This is a genomic window from Flavobacterium okayamense (assembly GCF_019702945.1).
Taxonomy (GTDB): domain Bacteria; phylum Bacteroidota; class Bacteroidia; order Flavobacteriales; family Flavobacteriaceae; genus Flavobacterium; species Flavobacterium okayamense.
This window is the reverse complement of record NZ_AP024749.1, coordinates 150,884-171,398: the sequence shown is the minus strand read 5'-3', so window position 1 is coordinate 171,398 and position 20,515 is coordinate 150,884. Positions and strand designations below refer to the sequence as shown.

At 30.9% G+C, this 20,515-nt stretch carries 19 protein-coding genes; 16 read left to right on the top strand and 3 right to left on the bottom strand.

Annotation, left to right across the window (positions count from 1 at the left end; genetic code table 11):
* Positions 1 to 30: 30 nt before the first annotated feature.
* The 4 genes from eno (at position 31) to ctlX (ending at position 4,819) form a co-directional block, all read left to right on the top strand.
* Positions 31 to 1,323: a phosphopyruvate hydratase gene (eno, locus tag KK2020170_RS00820; protein WP_221258928.1), complete on the top strand. Its 1,293-nt coding sequence runs from the start codon at positions 31 to 33 to the stop codon at positions 1,321 to 1,323.
* Positions 1,324 to 1,474: 151 nt separating this feature from the next.
* Positions 1,475 to 2,758, top strand: coding sequence for a citrate synthase (locus KK2020170_RS00815; RefSeq protein WP_221258927.1), 1,284 nt, complete (start codon positions 1,475 to 1,477; stop codon positions 2,756 to 2,758).
* Between the two features lie 141 nt (positions 2,759 to 2,899).
* A complete protein-coding gene (locus KK2020170_RS00810) occupies positions 2,900 to 3,859 on the top strand; it encodes an arginase (RefSeq protein ID WP_221258926.1) in 960 nt (319 codons plus the stop codon).
* A gap of 24 nt (positions 3,860 to 3,883) precedes the next feature.
* Complete coding sequence (gene ctlX / locus KK2020170_RS00805) at positions 3,884 to 4,819, top strand: citrulline utilization hydrolase CtlX (RefSeq protein WP_221258925.1); 936 nt, start codon at positions 3,884 to 3,886, stop codon at positions 4,817 to 4,819.
* A gap of 49 nt (positions 4,820 to 4,868) precedes the next feature.
* Here the strand turns inward: ctlX and KK2020170_RS00800 are convergent, their stop codons facing one another.
* Together KK2020170_RS00800 and KK2020170_RS00795 are read right to left on the bottom strand one after the other, a co-directional pair.
* Positions 4,869 to 6,290, bottom strand: a complete 1,422-nt coding sequence (locus KK2020170_RS00800; protein ID WP_221259965.1) for an SDR family oxidoreductase — start codon at positions 6,288 to 6,290, stop codon at positions 4,869 to 4,871.
* A gap of 43 nt (positions 6,291 to 6,333) precedes the next feature.
* The gene (locus tag KK2020170_RS00795) at positions 6,334 to 6,957 is read right to left on the bottom strand and encodes a MarC family NAAT transporter (RefSeq protein ID WP_221258924.1); all 624 of its coding nucleotides are present in this window, start codon (positions 6,955 to 6,957) and stop codon (positions 6,334 to 6,336) included.
* Positions 6,958 to 7,072: 115 nt separating this feature from the next.
* Between KK2020170_RS00795 and KK2020170_RS00790 the strand changes: the two genes are divergently transcribed.
* On the top strand, positions 7,073 to 7,429 hold the full coding sequence (locus KK2020170_RS00790) for a CoA-binding protein (protein ID WP_221258923.1): 357 nt from the start codon (positions 7,073 to 7,075) through the stop codon (positions 7,427 to 7,429).
* Here the strand turns inward: KK2020170_RS00790 and KK2020170_RS00785 are convergent.
* Entirely contained in the window at positions 7,400 to 8,848 is a 1,449-nt protein-coding gene (locus KK2020170_RS00785) for a sodium:solute symporter (protein ID WP_221258922.1), read from the bottom strand. The genes KK2020170_RS00790 and KK2020170_RS00785 overlap by 30 nt on opposite strands.
* A 70-nt stretch (positions 8,849 to 8,918) precedes the next feature.
* On the opposite strand from KK2020170_RS00785, the gene recR reads away from it, so the two are divergent.
* The 11 genes from recR to KK2020170_RS00730 all read left to right on the top strand — a co-directional run bounded on the left by recR (position 8,919) and on the right by KK2020170_RS00730 (position 20,492).
* Positions 8,919 to 9,536 carry a recombination mediator RecR gene (gene recR / locus KK2020170_RS00780; protein WP_221258921.1) on the top strand — a complete coding sequence of 206 codons (618 nt, stop codon included), beginning with the start codon at positions 8,919 to 8,921 and terminating at the stop codon, positions 9,534 to 9,536.
* 84 nt (positions 9,537 to 9,620) lie between these two features.
* Positions 9,621 to 10,421 carry a polysaccharide biosynthesis/export family protein gene (locus KK2020170_RS00775; protein WP_221258920.1) on the top strand — a complete coding sequence of 267 codons (801 nt, stop codon included), beginning with the start codon at positions 9,621 to 9,623 and terminating at the stop codon, positions 10,419 to 10,421.
* 1 nt (position 10,422) lies between these two features.
* Positions 10,423 to 12,879: an exopolysaccharide transport family protein gene (locus KK2020170_RS00770; RefSeq protein WP_221258919.1), complete on the top strand. Its 2,457-nt coding sequence runs from the start codon at positions 10,423 to 10,425 to the stop codon at positions 12,877 to 12,879.
* Entirely contained in the window at positions 12,864 to 13,841 is a 978-nt protein-coding gene (locus KK2020170_RS00765) for an SDR family oxidoreductase (RefSeq protein WP_221258918.1), read from the top strand. Before KK2020170_RS00770 ends, KK2020170_RS00765 begins: the two co-directional genes overlap by 16 nt.
* A gap of 1 nt (position 13,842) precedes the next feature.
* Positions 13,843 to 15,231: a UDP-glucose 6-dehydrogenase gene (locus KK2020170_RS00760; RefSeq protein ID WP_221258917.1), complete on the top strand. Its 1,389-nt coding sequence runs from the start codon at positions 13,843 to 13,845 to the stop codon at positions 15,229 to 15,231.
* Positions 15,231 to 16,508: a nucleotide sugar dehydrogenase gene (locus KK2020170_RS00755; RefSeq protein WP_221258916.1), complete on the top strand. Its 1,278-nt coding sequence runs from the start codon at positions 15,231 to 15,233 to the stop codon at positions 16,506 to 16,508. The genes KK2020170_RS00760 and KK2020170_RS00755 overlap by 1 nt, the downstream gene beginning before the upstream one ends.
* Positions 16,508 to 17,308 carry a 3'(2'),5'-bisphosphate nucleotidase CysQ gene (gene cysQ / locus KK2020170_RS00750; protein ID WP_221258915.1) on the top strand — a complete coding sequence of 267 codons (801 nt, stop codon included), beginning with the start codon at positions 16,508 to 16,510 and terminating at the stop codon, positions 17,306 to 17,308. Before KK2020170_RS00755 ends, cysQ begins: the two co-directional genes overlap by 1 nt.
* Positions 17,308 to 17,736, top strand: coding sequence for a DUF2061 domain-containing protein (locus KK2020170_RS00745; protein WP_221258914.1), 429 nt, complete (start codon positions 17,308 to 17,310; stop codon positions 17,734 to 17,736). The genes cysQ and KK2020170_RS00745 overlap by 1 nt, the downstream gene beginning before the upstream one ends.
* Positions 17,726 to 18,325: an adenylyl-sulfate kinase gene (cysC, locus tag KK2020170_RS00740; protein WP_221258913.1), complete on the top strand. Its 600-nt coding sequence runs from the start codon at positions 17,726 to 17,728 to the stop codon at positions 18,323 to 18,325. Before KK2020170_RS00745 ends, cysC begins: the two co-directional genes overlap by 11 nt.
* On the top strand, positions 18,318 to 19,223 hold the full coding sequence (gene cysD, locus KK2020170_RS00735) for a sulfate adenylyltransferase subunit CysD (RefSeq protein WP_221258912.1): 906 nt from the start codon (positions 18,318 to 18,320) through the stop codon (positions 19,221 to 19,223). Before cysC ends, cysD begins: the two co-directional genes overlap by 8 nt.
* A 9-nt stretch (positions 19,224 to 19,232) precedes the next feature.
* Positions 19,233 to 20,492 carry a sulfate adenylyltransferase subunit 1 gene (locus KK2020170_RS00730; protein ID WP_221258911.1) on the top strand — a complete coding sequence of 420 codons (1,260 nt, stop codon included), beginning with the start codon at positions 19,233 to 19,235 and terminating at the stop codon, positions 20,490 to 20,492.
* Positions 20,493 to 20,515: the final 23 nt, after the last annotated feature.

Genomic DNA, 20,515 nt, shown 5'->3' with positions numbered 1-20,515 from the left:
TTGAAAATTAACAAGCTAAAAAATATGAATATGAGTATTATTATAAAAATTCATGCAAGACAAATTCTTGATTCAAGAGGTAATCCAACAGTTGAAGTTGATGTTGTAACTGAAAACGGAGTGCTTGGTAGAGCTGCAGTTCCAAGTGGAGCATCTACTGGTGAACATGAAGCTGTGGAATTAAGAGATGGTGGTAAAAATTACATGGGTAAGGGTGTGCTAAAAGCTGTTGAGAATGTAAATATAACCATCGCTTCTGAAATTGTTGGAATGTCAGTTTTTGAACAAAATGCCATAGATAAAGCAATGATTGATTTAGATGGTACGCCAAATAAATCTAAACTTGGTGCCAATGCAATATTAGGCGTTTCTTTAGCTGTTGCAAAGGCAGCTGCTAATGAATTAGGAATGCCTTTATATCGCTATGTTGGTGGTGTTTCTGCAAATACACTTCCTGTGCCTATGATGAATATCATCAATGGTGGTTCTCACTCAGATGCGCCAATTGCATTCCAGGAGTTTATGATTATGCCAGTTAAGGCTAAAAACTTTACGCATGCCATGCAAATGGGAACTGAAATTTTTCATAACCTTAAAAAAGTATTGCACGATAGAAATTTATCAACTGCAGTAGGTGATGAAGGTGGTTTTGCTCCAAATTTAGCTGGTGGTACTGAAGATGCTTTAGATTCAATTAAATTAGCAGTTACAAATGCTGGTTATACTTTTGGAGATGATGTTATGGTTGCTTTAGACTGTGCGGCTTCAGAATTTTATGTTGATGGTAAATATGATTATTCAAAATTTGAAGGACCTTCAGGAAAAGTAAGATCATCGGAAGAGCAAGCTTCTTATTTAGCAGAATTAGTTTCAAAATACCCAATTATATCAATTGAAGACGGAATGTATGAAGACGATTGGGCTGGCTGGAAATTATTGACAGAGAAAATTGGTGATAAAGTTCAGCTAGTTGGAGATGATTTATTTGTAACTAATGTAGAGCGTTTATCTAGAGGGATTTCAGAAGGTATTGCAAATTCAATTTTGATTAAAGTAAATCAAATTGGAACGTTAACTGAAACTATTGCTGCGGTTAATATGGCACATAATGCGGGTTATACATCTGTAATGAGTCATCGTTCAGGTGAAACTGAAGACAATACAATTGCTGATTTAGCGGTTGCTTTAAATTGTGGTCAAATTAAAACGGGATCAGCTTCACGTTCTGATCGTATGGCAAAATATAACCAATTATTGCGAATTGAAGAAGAATTGGCAGAAGTTGCTTATTTTCCTCAAGAAAGAGCTTTCAAAGTGAATTAAATAATGAAAAATTTAATATTGAAACCCGACCATAGTGTCGGGTTTTTTTATGTATATTAATTAAACATAAATTCTTATTAAATACTTTAAAAATAGATAAGAATTCATTAAATTCGCAAAGTTTCATTATATATTATAAAATATTCAACATATGTCAAAAACAGCAACAATAGAGTTGGATGGCAATAAATACGAGTTTCCTGTAATAGTTGGTACAGAAAATGAAGTTGCTATCGATATTGAAAAATTACGTGGTGCAACTGGAGCCATTACTATTGATCCAGGATATAAAAATACAGGTTCTTGTAAAAGTGAAATTACTTTTCTTGATGGTGAAGAGGGAATTTTAAGATATAGAGGTTATGCTATTGAAGATTTAGCCGAAAAAGCTGATTTCCTTGAAGTATCTTATTTATTAATTTTTGGTGAATTACCTACGGCTGCTCAATTAGAGAAGTTTGAAAATGACATTCGTAAGTATACTTTGGTTCACGAAGAGATGAAAAATATCATTGATGGTTTTCCTAAAACAGCTCATCCAATGGGAGTTTTATCTTCGTTAACAAGTGCATTAACTGCTTTTAATCCTAAATCAGTTAATGTTAAGAATGAAAAAGAATTATATGAAGCTGTATGTAAAACAATGGGTAAATTCCTTGTAATTGCAACTTGGACTTACAGAAAACGTATGGGATTCCCTATGAATTATTACGATAATACAAAAGGATATGTTGAAAACTTCATGCGTTTAATGTTTGAACTACCAACAGGTCCGTATAAAATTGATAAAAGAGTAATTGATGCGTTAGATAAATTATTTATTTTACATGCAGATCACGAACAAAACTGTTCTACTTCTACTGTAAGAATTGTTGGTTCATCTCATGCTGGGTTATTTGCTTCAATTTCAGCAGGTGTTTCTGCGCTTTGGGGACCATTACATGGTGGTGCTAACCAAGCGGTTTTAGAAATGTTACAAGAAATTCATGATAATGGAGGAGATGTTGCTAAATTCGTACTAAAAGCAAAAGATAAAGATGATCCTTTCCGTTTAATGGGATTCGGACACAGAGTTTACAAAAACTTCGACCCTCGTGCAACTATCATTAAGAAAGCTGCAGATGATGTATTAGGTGCCTTAGGGGTTGATGATCCTTTATTAGACATTGCAAAACAATTAGAAAAAGTTGCATTAGAAGATGAATATTTCAAAGCAAGAAACTTATATCCAAACGTAGATTTCTATTCAGGAATTATATATCGTGCTATGGGTATTCCAGTTGAAATGTTTACAGTTTTATTTGCAATTGGTCGTTTACCAGGTTGGATTGCTCAATGGAAAGAAATGAGATTGAACGGTGAGCCAATTGGTCGTCCTCGTCAAGTATATACAGGTTATACTGCCAGAGCCTTCAAAGAGGTAAATGAAAGATAATGTTGATAATAAATAAACAAAAAGCTTCTCATAAAGAGAGGCTTTTTTTTATATTTGCGATATAATAGATAATGGTTTTTTATTAAGTAATTTATAATATTCAAACTTCAATTAATAAAAAAATTATCAAATTAAAAATTTATGAATACAAATATTACTTTTCTTATAAATAAATCTGAAATTACTGCTGGAACTAGAGGTGCTTCATTAGGACCCGATGCAATTATGACTGCAGCAAGGCAAAAAGGAAGTTATATCTTTTCAGATAATAAAATTGAGGAAATAAGAAATTGGAATGAATTATTAAATAGACCAATTAAATATCCTTATGCTAAAAGAATTATTGGATTGCTTAATGTTTATGAAGAGTTAAATGCAAAAGTTTCTTCACTTGTTAAGTCTAATACTTTTCCGATTGTTTTAGCAGCAGATCATGGTTCTGCTGGAGGAACAATTTCAGGTATTAAATCTGCTTTTCCAGATAAAAGAATTGGTGTTGTTTGGATTGATGCTCATGCAGATATTCATACACCTTATACGACGCCTTCAGGTAATTTACACGGTATGCCATTAGCATCAGTTTTAGATATTGACAATAAAGAATGTAAGATTAATGATATCGATGCGGAGACTGAAGAGTATTGGAATAAGTTGAAAAATGTAGGTGGATTTTCTAAAAAAATAAATACTGAGGACTTAGTATATGTTGGTGTTAGAGATACTGAAGCAGGAGAAGAATTTGTTATTGAAAAATTTGGAATTAAATCTATTGAAGTAGGTCAATTACGAAAAGAGGGTGTTACTGAAATTCTAAAAGATATTAATGAGCAATTGAAGGACTGTGATATAATTTACGTATCGTTTGATGTTGATTCAATGGATCCTGATTTAACTTCATATGGCACAGGAACTCCAGTTCCTGGAGGAATTACGCCTAATGAAGCAAAGGAATTATTAACCCATTTTGCTGCTAATCCGAAAACAGTTTGTATAGAGGTAGTGGAGGTGAATCCTTGTTTAGACGAGAAAAAGAATAAAATGGCTGAAGTAACGCTTGACCTTTTAGAGGCTATAACAGATGTTGTAAAAGAAAGAGCTTAATTTTTAATTTATCAAGCAACAATTTTGAATCAAACAACAAATACAATATTAATGATTCGTCCGGTAGCTTTCCGAACGAATGAACAAACATTAGAAAACAATTTTTATCAAAAAGCTTCAGATGGAGTTTTGCCAGCAACAATTAATGCGAAAGCTCAAGAGCAATTTGATGCATTTGTTGAAAAACTGCGCTCTGTAGGAGTTAATATAGTTGTGGTTAATGATAATTTAGAAACAGATACACCAGATAGTATTTTTCCAAACAATTGGATTTCATTTCATGAATCAGGTGATGTAGTTTTATATCCTATGTTTGCCGAAAATCGTCGACTTGAAAGACGTGAAGATATTTTAGATATTCTAGAAGAGCAAGGTTTTCAAATAAATGATATTATGGATTATACTTCTGCAGAAGAAGATAATATTTTCTTAGAAGGAACAGGAAGTATTGTTTTAGATAGAGAAAATGAAAAGGCTTATTGTGCTTTATCTCCAAGAGCAGATGAAGAATTATTTATTGAATTTTGTGAAGATTTTGAATATAATCCAATAATTTTTGAAGCTTTTCAAACGGTTAATGGTGAAAGAAAACACATTTATCATACCAATGTAATGATGTGTATTGCTGAAACTTTTGCTATTATTTGTGCCGATTGTATTGATGATAAAGCTGAACGCAAAATGGTTTTAAGTAGTTTAAAAGAAAGTGGTAAAGAACTTATTTTAATTACAGAAAATCAAGTGAATGCTTTTGCAGGGAACATGTTACAAGTTCGAGCTGCTAATGATGAAAGAATTTTAGTAATGAGTGAATCAGCTTATAATAGCTTAACAAAAGATCAAATTACTAAAATTGAAAAGCATTGTAAAGTTTTGTATACTAATCTAGAGGTTATTGAGGCTTATGGTGGCGGAAGTGCACGTTGTATGATGACAGAAATTTTCTTACCTAGAGCTTAAAAATAAATATGTATAAAATGAAGCTGTGCTATTTTAGTGCAGCTTTTTTTTATTTAGCAATGTTTCGAATCATTCCTTTAAAAATAAAAAAATGAAAAGGTATTAATGAATACCAGTATAAACGACCTAAAATTCCTCTCGGTCTGAATGTAGCGGTTTGATGTAAAATATTATTTTCATCAATTTTAAATTCTAACCAAGCTTCTCCAGGTAGTCGCATTTCTGCAAACAATAACAATCGTTTTCTTTCTTTGTTGGCAAGCAAAACTCTCCAAAAATCCAAAGCATCTCCATTGTCAATTTGTGTAGCATGTGTGCGACCTCTTCTTAATCCAACACCACCAACTATTTTATCCATAAAACCTCTTATGCGCCATAACCAATCGCCATAATACCAGCCTTTATTACCTCCAATAGACCAAATATTATTCAAGGTTGCACCAACATCTGTAACATGAATACTTTGATGATCGGTCAAACAACCATATTTTGGAATTTGAATAAATTCAGTAAGGTTTTTTTTAAACCTGCCACTCACTAAACTATCTTTCCAACTTGAAATTACTAAGTTTTGTTCAATTTTATTAAAAGCTAAGTCAATTGCTTTTGTATAAGGGATTGGAGTAATATTTAAAAGGTTTTGCAAATTATTTTCTTTAGCTATAATTTCAATTTTCATACTGTCAACTAAATTTATAGCTAATTTGTACGATGTCGATGTTACAAAATAAAGCCAATATGATGAAAGTTTTGGTGTCATTACTGGAAAAGTAAAGATCCAATTTTTAAAACCTCTTGTTTTAGCATATAATTTAAGCATTTCTTTATATGACAACACATCAGGACCTGCTATGTCATAAGATTTATCGTAACATTCTTCTATTAAAATCACACCTATTAAATATTGAATTACATTTCTAATTGCAATAGGTTGTGTTTTTGTTAAAACCCATTTAGGTGTAATCATAAGGGGCAGCTTTTCACATAAATCTCTTATAATTTCAAAGGAAGAACTTCCAGATCCTACTATTATTCCTGCTCTTAAAACCGTTAGATGGGATGTTCCTTCAAATAGAATATTTTCAACTTTTTTTCGAGATTCTAAATGTTTAGATAAAGTTTTGTCGTTTACAATTCCACTTAAATAGATAACCTGCTTGGTTTTCATTTTTGCCATGTACAAATTGAAATTTCTAGCAGCCTTCGATTCCATTTCATCAAAAGAAGTTGTAGAGGATGACATGGAATGAATTAAATAATAAGCGACATCAATATTTGTTGGAATGGAATTAAAATCAGGTTCATTTAAAAAATCAACTTCCCAAATAGTAATAAGCTTCAAAGTTTCTGGTGGAATTCCAAGTCGGTCAATATCTCGAACACAGCAAATGACTTCATGGCCCAACTCAAGAAGTTCGGGAAGTAAGCGTTTTCCTACATAACCATTTGCTCCTGTTAATACTATTCTCATCATTAATTTTTATAAAATTAAAAAGAAAATAGCCAAACGATTGTTAAATTCCTCTTATAATAGTTAGAATAGCACTAATTATATATTGAATTCCTATCGCAATTGTTAAGAAACCAATAACTCTAGAAATAGCAACAATTCCAGACGAACCTAAGATTCTTGCCAAATAATGTCCGCCTCTTAAAATGAAATAAATTGCTATAGCAATAGCTAAAATAGCAAAACTTGAAGCAACAATTTCTAAAGTTGTATTGTGATCTTGATAATAAGCAATTAACAACGAAATTGAGCCAGGACCAGCGAGCATTGGCATAGCTAAAGGAGTAAGTGCTATATGGTGGCGTTCTTCAACTTCTTTACGTACTTTTTTATTAATACCTTTATTTTTACTAAACTGTCCGTTTAATAAACCAAAACCTGAACTTGTAATTATAAGTCCACCTGCAATACGCAAAGCAGTAATAGTAATTCCAAAGAAAGTAAGTACATACTGACCAAGAAAGAAAGAAATAACCAAAATAATAAAAACATTTAATGATGTTTTTAATGAAACTGTTGCTCTTTCTTGTTTTGTATAATCAGATGTTAATCCTACAAAAATAGGAATGGTTCCTAAAGGGTTTAAAACCGAAAAAAGTGCGGCAAATAAATAAATAAAAGTATCCATAGAATTTTTTTACAAAATTAAATCTTTCATCGAAATATTAAATTTAAAATAAAGTTATTTCAAAGTTATTATTCACTCATTTTTATTTATTAATTTTATGAAAACAATTTAAAAGATGAAGACATTAGTTTTAGGAGCCACAACAAATAAAGAACGTTATTCTTATAAAGCAATTCATAATTTGATAGGGAAAAGTCATCAAGTAGTGGCTATTGGTTCAAAAAAAGGAATGGCATTAGATGTTCAAATTGAAACTGAAAAAATTCCTTATCATGGTATTGATACTGTAACGTTATACTTAAATCCGCAACATCAACGCGAATATTACGATTATATAATTTCACTTCAGCCAAGACGTGTGATTTTTAATCCGGGAACTGAAAATCCTGAATTTTATACGCTTCTAAAAGAAAACGGAATCGAATATGAAGTTGCTTGTACTTTAGTTCTTTTGGCTACGAATCAATACTAAACCTAAAAAGGTTAAAAAACCGTTTACGATTAAGATTTCAAAGCCAAAATTAAATCCGAACCAATCCATGCTTTTAGCGTTTAAGACTAGCGAAATTAGAACCGCAAGTAGTGCAACTATTGGAGTTAGTTTGTCTTTAATTTTCCATTTTGTAAATAATCCAAACGCATAAAGGCCTAATAATGGACCATAAGTAAAACCTGCATATTTCAAGACTTTATCGATTATGCTTTTATCTTCAAATCCATATTTAAAGAAAAGAATAACTAGGATTGAAATAATAACGAATGAAAAGTGAACACGTTTTCTAATTTTTACTTGTTGATCTTCAGTATGGTTAGATTCAATATCTAAAATATCAACACAGAAAGATGTTGTTAAAGAAGTTAAAGCACTATCCGCACTAGAATAAGCTGCGGCGATTAAGCCTAATATAAAACTGAAAGCAACAACAATTCCTAAATGATTATTGGCTAAAATTGGAAATAAATTATCACCATGCGCATCAATTCCATTTTTAAGAGCATATTCTGTAAATAGTAAACCCATTACTAAGAAAAGGAAATTCACGACTGTTAAAACAATTGTAAACCAAAACATGTTTTTTTGAGCATCTTTTAAACTTCTACAAGTAAGGTTTTTTTGCATCATATCTTGATCTAATCCTGTCATTACAATGGCTATAAAAGCTCCCGAAAAGAATTGTTTCCAAAAATATTTTGGCGAACTTACATTTTCAAAAAATAAAGTTTTAGAAAAAGAACTTTCCGAAACGAAATTGGCTAATCCAGAAATATTCAATCCTAAATCAGTTGAAACTACATAAATACAAACGCCAACAGAAACTAACATAAAAAGTGTTTGTAAAGTATCAGTCCAAATGATGGTTTTAATTCCCGATTTAAAAGTGTAAACCCATATAAGTAAAATTGTTACGGTTACCGTTATCCAATAAGGAATATTTAAAGGGTCGAAAACTAAAGTTTGTAAAACATTTGCAACAAGTAATAATCTTAAATTAGAGCCAACTGTTCTTGAAACTAAGAAAAACCAAGCACCAGTTTTATAGGAATAATTTCCAAATCTATCTTTTAAATAGGTATAAATTGTTGTTAGATTTAATCTATAATATAGCGGAAGTAGAACAGCTCCTATCACAAAATAACCTAAAATATAACCTAAAACAATTTGGAAATAAACAAATTGAGAAGTTTCAACTTTTCCTGGAACCGAAATAAAAGTTACACCTGAAAGCGAAGCGCCAATCATTCCAAAAGCAACTAAATACCAAGGAGATTGTTTGTTAGCTTTAAAAAAAGAATTGTTATTGCTAGCTTCTCCTTTTCCAGTGAAATAAGAAAATGCAATTAGAACTGAAAAATAGGCTAAAATTAAAATCAGAATTGTAGTTGGAGCCATAACTTTTATTTTTAGCAAATATAACAGAAATAGAACGGAACTAAAATTAGACTTTTGTATTTTTGCCTTTATGGAATTACCTTCAAAACTTCTCGAAAAAGCGGTTAGTGAAATCTCACAACTTCCAGGAATTGGAAAACGAACAGCACTTCGTTTGGCTTTACATTTGTTAAAGCAACCAGAAGACCAAACACAAATGCTTTCAAATGCGCTTACATCTTTGAGAGAAAACGTTAAGTATTGTAAATCATGTTATAATATTTCAGATAATGAAATTTGCGAAATTTGTTCTAATCCCAATAGAGATGAAAGTATCATTTGTGTTGTGGAGGATGTAAGAGATGTTATGGCAATTGAAAGCACAGGGATTTTTAATGGGTTATATCATGTTCTAGGGGGTAAGATAAATCCTATAGAAGGAATAGGGCCTAGCCAATTGAATATTTCAACACTTGTGGATAAAATAAATTTAGGAGAAGTACGTGAAATTATTTTTGCGTTGAGTTCTACAATGGAGGGTGATACTACAAATTTTTACATTTACAAACAGATAAAAGATTCCAAGATAAAGACTTCAACAATAGCTAGAGGAATTGCTGTTGGAGATGAATTAGAATACGCAGATGAAGTTACTTTAGGTAGAAGTTTGATAAATAGAATACCTTATGAAAACGGATTGAAAATTTAAAAGTCTTCTTTTTGTACGAAAAAGTCTTTTGAGTTTCACAATTTTAAATCTAAAACCTATATTTGTTACCTCAAATATTTTAAAATGAAAAGCACTAAGTTTTTAATATATATAGCTTTAATTGTTTTTGTGAGTTCATGTATCCCAAATAAAGATTTGGTTTATTTACAAAATAAAAAAGGGACTGAACAGTCAATTGAAGTTAATCAAGCTTTTTCAAAGCCTTATAAAGTTCAAGTGAATGATATTTTGAGTGTAAATATAAAAGCATTAGATCAAAAACTTGTTGATATTTTCAATCCTAGTTCTTCTGGTCAACAAAACACTAGTATGATGTCTCAAAATGGATTGTATTTTAATGGTTTTACAGTTGATGATCATGGTAATATAAGAGTACCTGTTTTAGGTGAAGTTAATGTTCTTGGTTTTACGATTGATGAAATTAGACAAACTATAGAAAAAAGATTACTTGATGAATATTTTAAAAATGAGGCAAGGATTTTTGTAAATGTGAAACTTGCGGGTTTAAGATATACCATTAATGGAGAAATTGGTAATCCAGGTACAAATGTGCTTTTTCAAGATAGTGCAACAATAATGGAGGCTATTGCGAATTCAGGTGATATAACAATGACAGGAGATAGGAAAAAAGTTCAAATTATTAGAAAAATGCCACATGGATTTGAGACTCATTATCTAGATTTAACTAAGGCTGAGACTATGAATTCACCTTTTTTTTATATTCAACCAAATGATTATATCTATATTAAACCACTTCCTCAAAAGTCATGGGGAACAGGGACTACAGGTATGCAAACTGTTGGAACAATTATAACGGCTTTGTCTTTAATAACAACTACAATTTTATTATCAAGAAATTTATAAAATGTTAGATATAAAAGATTTTAATTTTTCTGAATCACAAAATTCATTTGATTTTAAAGGTTTTTTCTTAAAACTTTTAAGTTATTGGAAATGGTTTATATTGAGTTTTATAGTAACATTTCTTATAGCATATAATGTGAATGTTAGAAAACAAAAAATTTATGGATTAGATGCTTCAATAGTTGTGAAAGATGAAAACAATTCGTTTTTCACTTCAAATACCAGCTTGGTTTTTAATTGGGGGGGAGTTTCTGAAAAAGTGCAAACAATTGTAACTACCTTGAAATCAAGATCTCATAATGAAATTGTTGTTGATAAGCTGGGATATTACATTAGTTATCTAAAAAAAGGCAAATATTATTTTGAGGATGTTTATGGGAAAACTCCATTTTATGTTAAAATTGATAAAAATAAGGGTCAAATTATAGGCGTTCCCATTCAAATTAAATTTATTACAAATGATAAATTTGATCTAATAGTTGATTTAACAGACAGAGAAAATGTTAGTTTGGTACATTATGTTGATAATTCAAGAACTACTTTTTCCGAAGGAGGTAAAATCATAAAGAAAACTTTTTCAATTAATGATAAAGTTAAATTGCCGTTTATTAATATGAGTCTACATCTTATGCCTGATGCACAATCATATGTTGGTAAAGAGTATTACATTAGGTTTGAGGATTTTAATGCGGTGGTTGCTTCTTACAAAGGAATCGATGTAGGTATAAATTCAAAAGCACAATCTGTAATTTCATTAGAGTTACAAGGTGCTAATAAAAACAGATTGGTAGAATATCTAAATACTACTGTTGATGTTTTGAAGAAAAATCAACTAGAAATTAAAAACAAGTTTGCAACAAATACAATCAATTTTATTGATAGTACACTGGCAGTAATGGAGGAGAGAATTAAGGATACCGAAAATGAACTTAATGATTTTAGAAAAGGGAAAAACGTATTTGAATTAGAATCTGGAGGTGAAAAATTAACCCAAAAGCTTACGGACTTAGATTTTGAAAAAGATAATATAGATAGAAAAATTAAATATCTTAATCACTTAAAAAGTTATCTTCAAAAAAATTCTGATTTTTCAAATCTACCTGCTCCATCTGTAGCTGGAATAGAGGATCCAAATATCTTATCAAATATATCTAAATTAATTCAGTTGTCTACCAAACGTGATGAGTTAAGTTATGCTGTAAAAAGTGATAAATATTTTACTGAGTTTGATGTTGAAATGGAGGCAGTAAAAAAAGTTTTATTAGAAAATATAGAAAGTGCTAAAGAGGCAATTTTGATTGATCAAAGAATGGTAAACACCAATATTGCAAAGGCTGAAGGTCAAGTGAATTTATTGCCTCAACAAAAGCAAGAGCATTTAAAAATTACAAGAAAATATAATCTAATCGATAATATTTATAGTGTTTTTCTTCAAAGAAGACAAGAAGCGTTAATTGTAAAGGCATCAAATGTTTCAGATATTGAGTTTATTGATTCGGCTAAAGATGTAGGGGGTGGTTTAAAAGGACCAAAGACAAGTATTAATTATATATTAGCTTCATTAATGGGTTTTTTAATTCCTATTGTGTTCATATTTATTATTTTTTTATTAGATAATAATGTTAATAATACTGAAGATATTTCTAAATTGACTAAGATCCCTTTAATAGGGGTTATTGGTAAAAAAAATACAGATAATAATCTATCAGTTTTTGAAAAACCTAAATCACCATTAGCGGAATCATTTAGATCGATTCGCTCATCTCTTCAGTTTTTATATAAAAAACAAAAAACAGAAGGGGCAAAAATATTGATGCTAACATCATCTGTTAGTGGTGAAGGAAAAACATTTTGTTCAATTAATTTGGCAACAGTGTTTGCGTTAAGTGAGAAAAAAACAGTTATTGTTGGATTAGATTTAAGAAAACCAAAAATATTTGGAGATTTTAATATCGATAATGTTAGAGGAGTAGTAAATTATTTAATTGGCCAAAAAACACTTGATGAAGTTTTACAAAGTACACATGTGCCGTTTTTGGATGTTATTTCATCAGGGCCGATTCCTCCAAATCCTGCAGAATTATTGATGAGTGACGCCATGGCAGAGATGATAGAGGAATTGAAAACGCGCTATGATTATATTATTTTAGATACTCCTCCAGTGGGATTGGTTGCCGATGCATTAGAGTTAGCTCATTTTTGCGATGCTACTCTTTATGTTACTAGACAAGGATATACTAAGAAAGGTATGCTTAATGTAGTAAATGAAAGGCATAAAAGAGGCGAATTACACAATATCAGTATTTTGTTTAATGGCTTTCAAAATAAAGCTAAGTATGGTTACGGTTATGGTTACGGTTATGGTTACGGTTATGGTGCATATGGAGAAGCCTACATGGAAGTAACAAGAGAAGAAACTTGGTGGAGAAAAATTATGAAAATTTGGAAGAGAAAATAACCATATTAGTTACTGGAGGTGCTGGATTTATTGGATCGAATTTAACCGAGTATTTTTTATGCAAAGGTTACCATGTAGTGTGTCTGGATAATTTTTCAACAGGTCATTATAAAAATATTCAAGATTTTCTTAATCATCCTAGTTATAAATTAATCGAAGGGGATATTAGAGACTTTGAAACATGTAAAGAAGCTGTTAAAAATGTAGATTATGTTCTTCATCAAGCAGCTTTAGGTAGTGTGCCAAGATCTATTAATGATCCAATAACTTCAAATGAAGTTAATGTAGGTGGCTTTTTAAATATGTTAGTTGCATCGAGGGACGCAAAAGTAAAACGATTTGTTTATGCTGCTAGCTCTTCGACTTATGGAGATTTAGAAAACCTACCAAAAATTGAAAATGAAATTGGGAAACCTTTATCTCCTTATGCTATTACAAAGTACGTAAATGAGCTATATGCTGAAGTTTTTAGTAAAACTTATGGAATTGAAACTATTGGATTAAGATATTTTAATGTTTTTGGAAAAAGACAAGATCCAAAAGGTACTTACGCAGCAGTTATACCAAAATTTGTAATGCAATTTATGAAATATGAAAGTCCTATTATAAATGGAGATGGAAATTTTTCAAGGGATTTTACTTACATTGATAATGTGATTCAAATGAATGAATTAGCAATGCTTACAAATAATCCAAAAGCTGTAAATACGGTTTATAACACTGCATATGGAGAACGAACTACTTTGAATGATTTAGTTGTTTGTTTAAGAGAATATTTATCAGAATTTGACTCAAAAATAAAAGGAGTTCAGGTAATTCATGGACCTAATAGAATTGGTGATATTCCTCATTCATTAGCTAGTGTACAAAAAGCAAAAGAGTTATTAAATTATATACCAAAATATTCAATGCAAGAAGGCCTTAAAGAGGCTGTTCAGTGGTATTGGAAAAATTTAAAATAAAATGATTACAAAAATTTGTTGTATCGGAGCAGGGTATGTTGGAGGCCCAACAATGGCGGTAATTGCTCAAAAATGCCCTCATATTAAAGTGACGGTTGTTGATTTAAATCAAGAAAGAATTAATGCATGGAATGATAATGATTTATCAAAACTTCCCGTTTATGAACCAGGATTAGATTCTGTTGTAAAAGAAGCGCGTGGAAGAAATTTATTTTTTTCTACAGAAGTTGACCATGCTATTGAAGAAGCTGAAATGATTTTTATTTCGGTTAATACACCTACAAAAACTTACGGTGTAGGAAAAGGTATGGCCGCCGATTTAAAATATATTGAACTTTGTGCAAGGCAAATTGCAAGAGTTGCTAAAACAGATAAAATAGTTGTTGAAAAATCGACATTGCCTGTCAGAACGGCTCAAGCAATTAAAGATATTTTAGATAATACAGGTAATGGAGTGCAATTTCAGATATTATCAAATCCAGAATTTTTAGCTGAAGGAACAGCAATTGAAGATCTATTTGCACCAGATAGAGTTTTAATTGGAGGAGAAACTTCTCCTGAAGGAGAAAAGGCTGTTCAGGCTCTAGTTGATGTTTATGCCAATTGGGTGCCAAAAGATAGAATTTTAACGACTAATGTTTGGTCGTCTGAACTTTCTAAATTAACTGCTAATGCATTCTTGGCACAACGCGTTTCTTCAATAAACGCTATGAGTGAGTTGTGTGAAAAAACTGGTGCTGATGTTAATGAGGTAGCAAAAGCAATTGGAATGGATAGTAGAATTGGTCCTAAATTTTTAAAATCTTCTGTTGGTTTTGGGGGTTCTTGTTTTCAAAAGGATATTTTAAATATGGTTTATATCGCTAAATCATATGGATTGAATGAAGTTGCGGATTATTGGGAACAAGTAATCATTATGAACGATCACCAAAAAAGAAGATTTGCCAAAAACATTATTAAAACTTTATACAATACAGTTTCGGGTAAAAAAATCGCTTTCTTAGGATGGGCATTCAAAAAAGATACAAACGATACTAGGGAATCTGCTGCAATCTATGTTGCCGATGATTTATTGTCAGAACAAGCTCATATTGCTATTTTTGATCCAAAAGTAGAACCAGAACAAATTCATTTCGATTTGAATTATTTGGATACACGTTCTAAAGAAGAAAATGCAAAGGGTGTTTCTATTGAAACAGATCCTTATGAAACTTGTAAAGATGCACATGCAATAGCAGTTTTAACAGAATGGGATGAATTCAAAACATACGATTGGCAAAAAATATATGACAATATGTTGAAGCCAGCTTTTGTTTTTGATGGAAGAAATATTTTAGACGGTAAAGAATTAGAAAAAATAGGTTTTAAATACCAAGGAATAGGGAAATAATGAATTCTAAAATTGCAATAATAGGATTAGGATATGTTGGTTTACCTTTAGCTAGGTTGTTTGCAACAAAATATGCTGTTGTAGGCTTTGATATTAATCAGTCTAGAATTGAGCAATTAAATAATGGTGTGGATACAACATTAGAAGTTGAAAACGAAGTATTACAATCTGTTTTAAAGAGTTCAAATTCTAACGAAGTAGGATTGTATAATTCAAATCAGTTAAATGATATCGCTGAGTGCAATTTTTATATTGTAACAGTTCCAACGCCTGTTGATAAGCACAATAAACCCGATTTATCGCCATTGTATAAAGCAAGTGAGACTGTAGGAAAGGTTTTAAAAAAGGGAGATGTTGTAGTTTATGAATCTACAGTTTATCCTGGTGTTACTGAAGAAGAATGTATTCCAGTTTTAGAGAAAATATCAGGATTAAAATTTAATGTTGATTTTTTTGCAGGATATTCACCAGAAAGAATTAATCCAGGTGATAAAGAGCATACTGTTGATAAAATTTTAAAAGTAACTTCAGGTTCCACTCCTCAAGTTGGCCAAAAAGTTGATGCACTTTACAAAAGTGTAATAACTGCAGGTACGCATTTAGCGCCTACAATTAAGGTTGCTGAGGCTGCAAAAGTGATTGAAAATTCCCAACGTGATATTAATATTGCTTTTGTAAACGAATTAGCTAAGATTTTTAATTTATTAGAAATAGATACTCATGCAGTATTACAAGCAGCTGGTACAAAATGGAATTTTCTACCATTTAAACCAGGTTTAGTTGGCGGACATTGTATAGGAGTCGATCCTTATTATTTGGCACAAAAAGCACAAGAGAAAGGATATCATCCAGAAATTATCCTTGCCGGTAGAAGATTAAATGACTCTATGGGTGAATATGTGGCCTCTCAAGTAGTAAAGCAAATGATTAAAAAGGGTGTTAGTGTAAATGGAGCTGAGGTTTTAATGTTGGGAATAACTTTTAAAGAAAATTGCCCTGATGTTAGAAACACTAAGATTGTTGATGTAATTGCTGCATTAGAAGATTACGGAATAAAAGTAACGACTTTTGATCCTTGGGCTAATCCTTTGGAAGTGAAACATGAATACAACATTTCAAGTACTACTGAATTACCAAAAAGTAAATATGATGCAGTGGTTTTAGGTGTTGCACATAAAGAATTTAATGCTATTGACTTTTCATTATTGAGAAAGCCAAAAAGTATTCTTTATGATGTAAAAGGTGTTTTAGGTGAAGTTGCTGATGGAAGATTGTAATGAATTTAGATAAAAATCAAAATATAGCGATTCAAGCTGCAGTAGAAGCGGGTTACAAAATTGTTGAAATTTACAATAGTTTTAATGGAGAGGTAGTTTCAAAAGATGATAATTCGCCACTAACAATTGCAGATAAAGAGTCAAATGAAATAATTAAAAATTTTTTACTTCAAACAGAAATACCAATTATAAGTGAAGAAATCAAAAATGCTGATTTTTCTGAACGAAAAAATTGGAATTTATGTTGGATTGTTGATCCACTTGATGGAACTAAAGAGTTCATTAAAAGAAATGGACAATTCACGGTAAATATTGCTTTAGTAGAAAATGGGAAACCTGTTTTCGGAGTGATTTATGTTCCAGTTACTAAGGAATTATATGTTGGATTTGTAAATGAAGGTAAAAGCCTATTTTACAAAGTAATAGATGATAAATTTTCAATAGACGATTTTATTAATAATTCTTCAGAATTAAAGCCAATTAAAGCCAATAAAACTATCAATGTAGTTTGTAGTAATTCTCATTTGAATGAAGAAACTCAAGTTTATATTGATAGTTTAAAGCAACAATTTGAAGTTGTAAATAGTGTAAATGCAGGAAGTTCGTTAAAGTTTTGTTTAGTAGCATCGGGGAAAGCACAAGTTTACCCTCGCTTAGCGCCAACTATGGAATGGGATACAGCAGCTGGACAAGCAATTTGTAATGCAGTTGGTGTTAAAGTAATTTCTCAAGAAACGAATGAAGAATTGCTTTATAATAAAGAAAATTTGTTGAATCCAAGTTTTATTGTAAGTATTTAATGCCTAAGGTATCACCAATCCGACATATTTTAAAAGCTATCACTTGGCGAGTAATTGGAACATTAGATACAATGTTTCTTTCCTGGTTAATTACGGGAAATGCAATGTTGGGTTTGAAAGTTGGATTAGCCGAATTAGTTACTAAGATGATTTTATATTACATTCATGAAAGAATTTGGTATAGAGTCGATTTAACTAAGTTTGGAGCAAAATCAGATAGTAGAAAAAGACATATTTTTAAAACAATTTCGTGGCGAGTGGTTGGTTCTATTGATACTTTTGTTTTAGGTTGGGTAATTACAGGAAATCCATTTACTGGTGCAAAAATTAGTGTTTTTGAAATAGTAACTAAAATGATTTTATACTATTTGCACGAAAGAGTTTGGTACAGAATTAAATTTGGAGTAAGTAGAGAAGATGAGTACTAATATTTTTAAACAAGATTTTTACGTTAGTAGAAATCATAGAGAAAAATTGATGAATCAAAAATCAATATTAATTTGGTTTACAGGTTTATCTGGTTCTGGAAAATCTACAGTTGCAAATGCTCTTGAAAGTAAACTTCATTCTTTAAATTTTAAAACTTACACTTTAGATGGTGATAATGTTAGGGGTGGATTAAATAATAATTTGTCTTTTAGTGATGAAGATAGAAGTGAAAACATTAGAAGAATAGCTGAAGTTTCTAAGCTTTTTTTAGATGCAGGAACAATTATAATAGCTTGTTTCGTTTCTCCATTTGAAAAAGATAGACAATTGGTAAAACAAATTGTCGGTAATGAAGATTATGTTGAAGTTTTTGTTGATACACCAATTGAAGAATGTGAAAAAAGAGATGTAAAAGGATTGTATAAAAAAGCTCGATTAGGTGAAATTAAAGATTTTACTGGAATTTCTTCGCCTTATGAAGCTCCAAAAAATCCAGATATATTAATAGATACATCAAAGTTAAGTATAGAAAATTCAGTAAATTTGATTTTTGAAAAGATTAATGATAAAATAAAGCTAAATGAGTAAGTATTATTTAAACTATTTAGACGAATTAGAAGCAGAAGCAATATTTATATTGCGTGAAGTTTGGGCGCAATTTCAAAATCCTGTTATTTTATTCTCAGGAGGAAAAGACTCTATTGTAGTGACTCATTTAGCAAGAAAAGCATTTTATCCTTCGCCTATTCCTTTTCCTTTAATGCATGTCGATACAGGTCACAATTTTCCTGAAACAATGCAATTTAGAGATGATTTGGTTAATGAATTAGGTGCTAAATTAATCGTAGGTTCGGTTCAAGGTTCAATCGATAAAGGTCGAGTAGCTGAAGAGAAAGGAAAAAATGCATCAAGAAACGCATTACAAACTACAACTTTGTTAGATACTATAGAGGATAATAAAATTGATTGTGCAATAGGTGGTGGAAGAAGAGATGAAGAAAAAGCACGTGCTAAAGAACGTTTTTTTTCACATCGTGACGATTTTGGTCAATGGGATCCTAAAAATCAACGCCCAGAATTATGGAATTTGCTAAACGGAAAGCATTTTCAGGGCGAACATTTTAGAGCTTTTCCTATAAGTAACTGGACAGAATTAGACGTTTGGAATTATATCAAAAGAGAAAATATCGCCATTCCTTCATTATACTTTTCACACCAAAGAGAAGTGGTTTGGAGAAACGATTCTTGGATTCCAAATTCTGAATTTTTAAAATTAGAGGAAAACGAAAAAATTGAAGTGAAAACCATTCGTTTTAGAACACTTGGTGATATAACGATTACCGGTGGAATTGAATCGGATGCTGATACTTTAGCTAAAATTGTAGAGGAAGTTTCTACAATGCGTTTAACAGAAAGAGGAAATAGAGCTGATGACAAACGCTCAGAATCGGCAATGGAAGATAGAAAAAGACAAGGTTACTTTTAAAATAAGATTATGCAAATAGATAACAATCAACTATTACGATTAGCTACAGCAGGTAGTGTTGATGATGGAAAAAGTACATTAATTGGTAGATTACTTTACGATTCAAAATCAATTTTTGAAGACCAGGTAGCCGCTATTGAAAATACAAGTAAAAAAAGAGGATACGATGGTGTAGATTTGGCTTTGTTCACTGACGGACTTCGTGATGAACGTGAGCAAGGAATTACAATTGATGTAGCGTATCGTTATTTTACAACACCAAAAAGAAAATTTATTATTGCCGATACACCAGGACATATTCAATACACACGAAATATGGTTACTGGAGCTTCAACGGCAAATGTTGCCATTATTTTAATTGATGCACGTAAAGGAGTTATCGAACAAACGAAACGTCATTCTTATATAGCTTCTTTATTACAAATTCCACATGTAATTGTTTGTGTAAACAAGATGGATTTAGTTGAGTATTCTGAAGAAGTGTTCAACAATATTGTTACTGATTACGAAGGATTCTCATCTAAATTATTAATAAAAGATATTCGTTTTATTCCTATTAGTGCTTTAGAAGGCGACAATGTGGTGAACGAATCTCAAAATATGAATTGGTTTAAAGGTTCTCCATTATTAGATACTTTAGAAACCATGCACATTAGTAGTGATAATAATAAAATTGATGCTCGTTTTGCAGTTCAAACAGTATTGCGTCCGCAAAAAGATGAGTTTATCGATTATAGAGGTTATGCAGGTAGAATTTTAAGTGGGATTTATAGAACGGGAGATGAAGTAACTATTCTACCTTCAGGATTTACTTCAAAAATTAAAACTATTGATTTTTATAAAGATTCTTTAAAAGAAGCTTTTGCACCCATGTCGGTATCTATTACTTTAGAAGATGATATTGATGTAAGTCGAGGGGATATGATTGTAAAATCAAACAACAAACCACAACAATCTCAAGAATTTGATGCTATGATTTGTTGGTTAAATGGAAAATCAGCCCAGCCAAGAGCAAAATATTCAATTCTTCATACTTCAAATGAGCAGAAAGCCATGATTAAAGAAGTAGTTTATAAAGTAAATATAAATACTTATGAACGAATTGAAGACGATCAAGATTTGAATATGAATGATATTGGACGAATTAAAATTAAAACTACAAGACCAGTTATGATGGATTCTTACAGAGAAAACAGATATACAGGTAGTTTTATTTTAATTGATGAAGGTACTAATGAAACTGTTGCGGCAGGAATGATAATAAACTAATTTTTCTGTTTTTAGAAAATTCA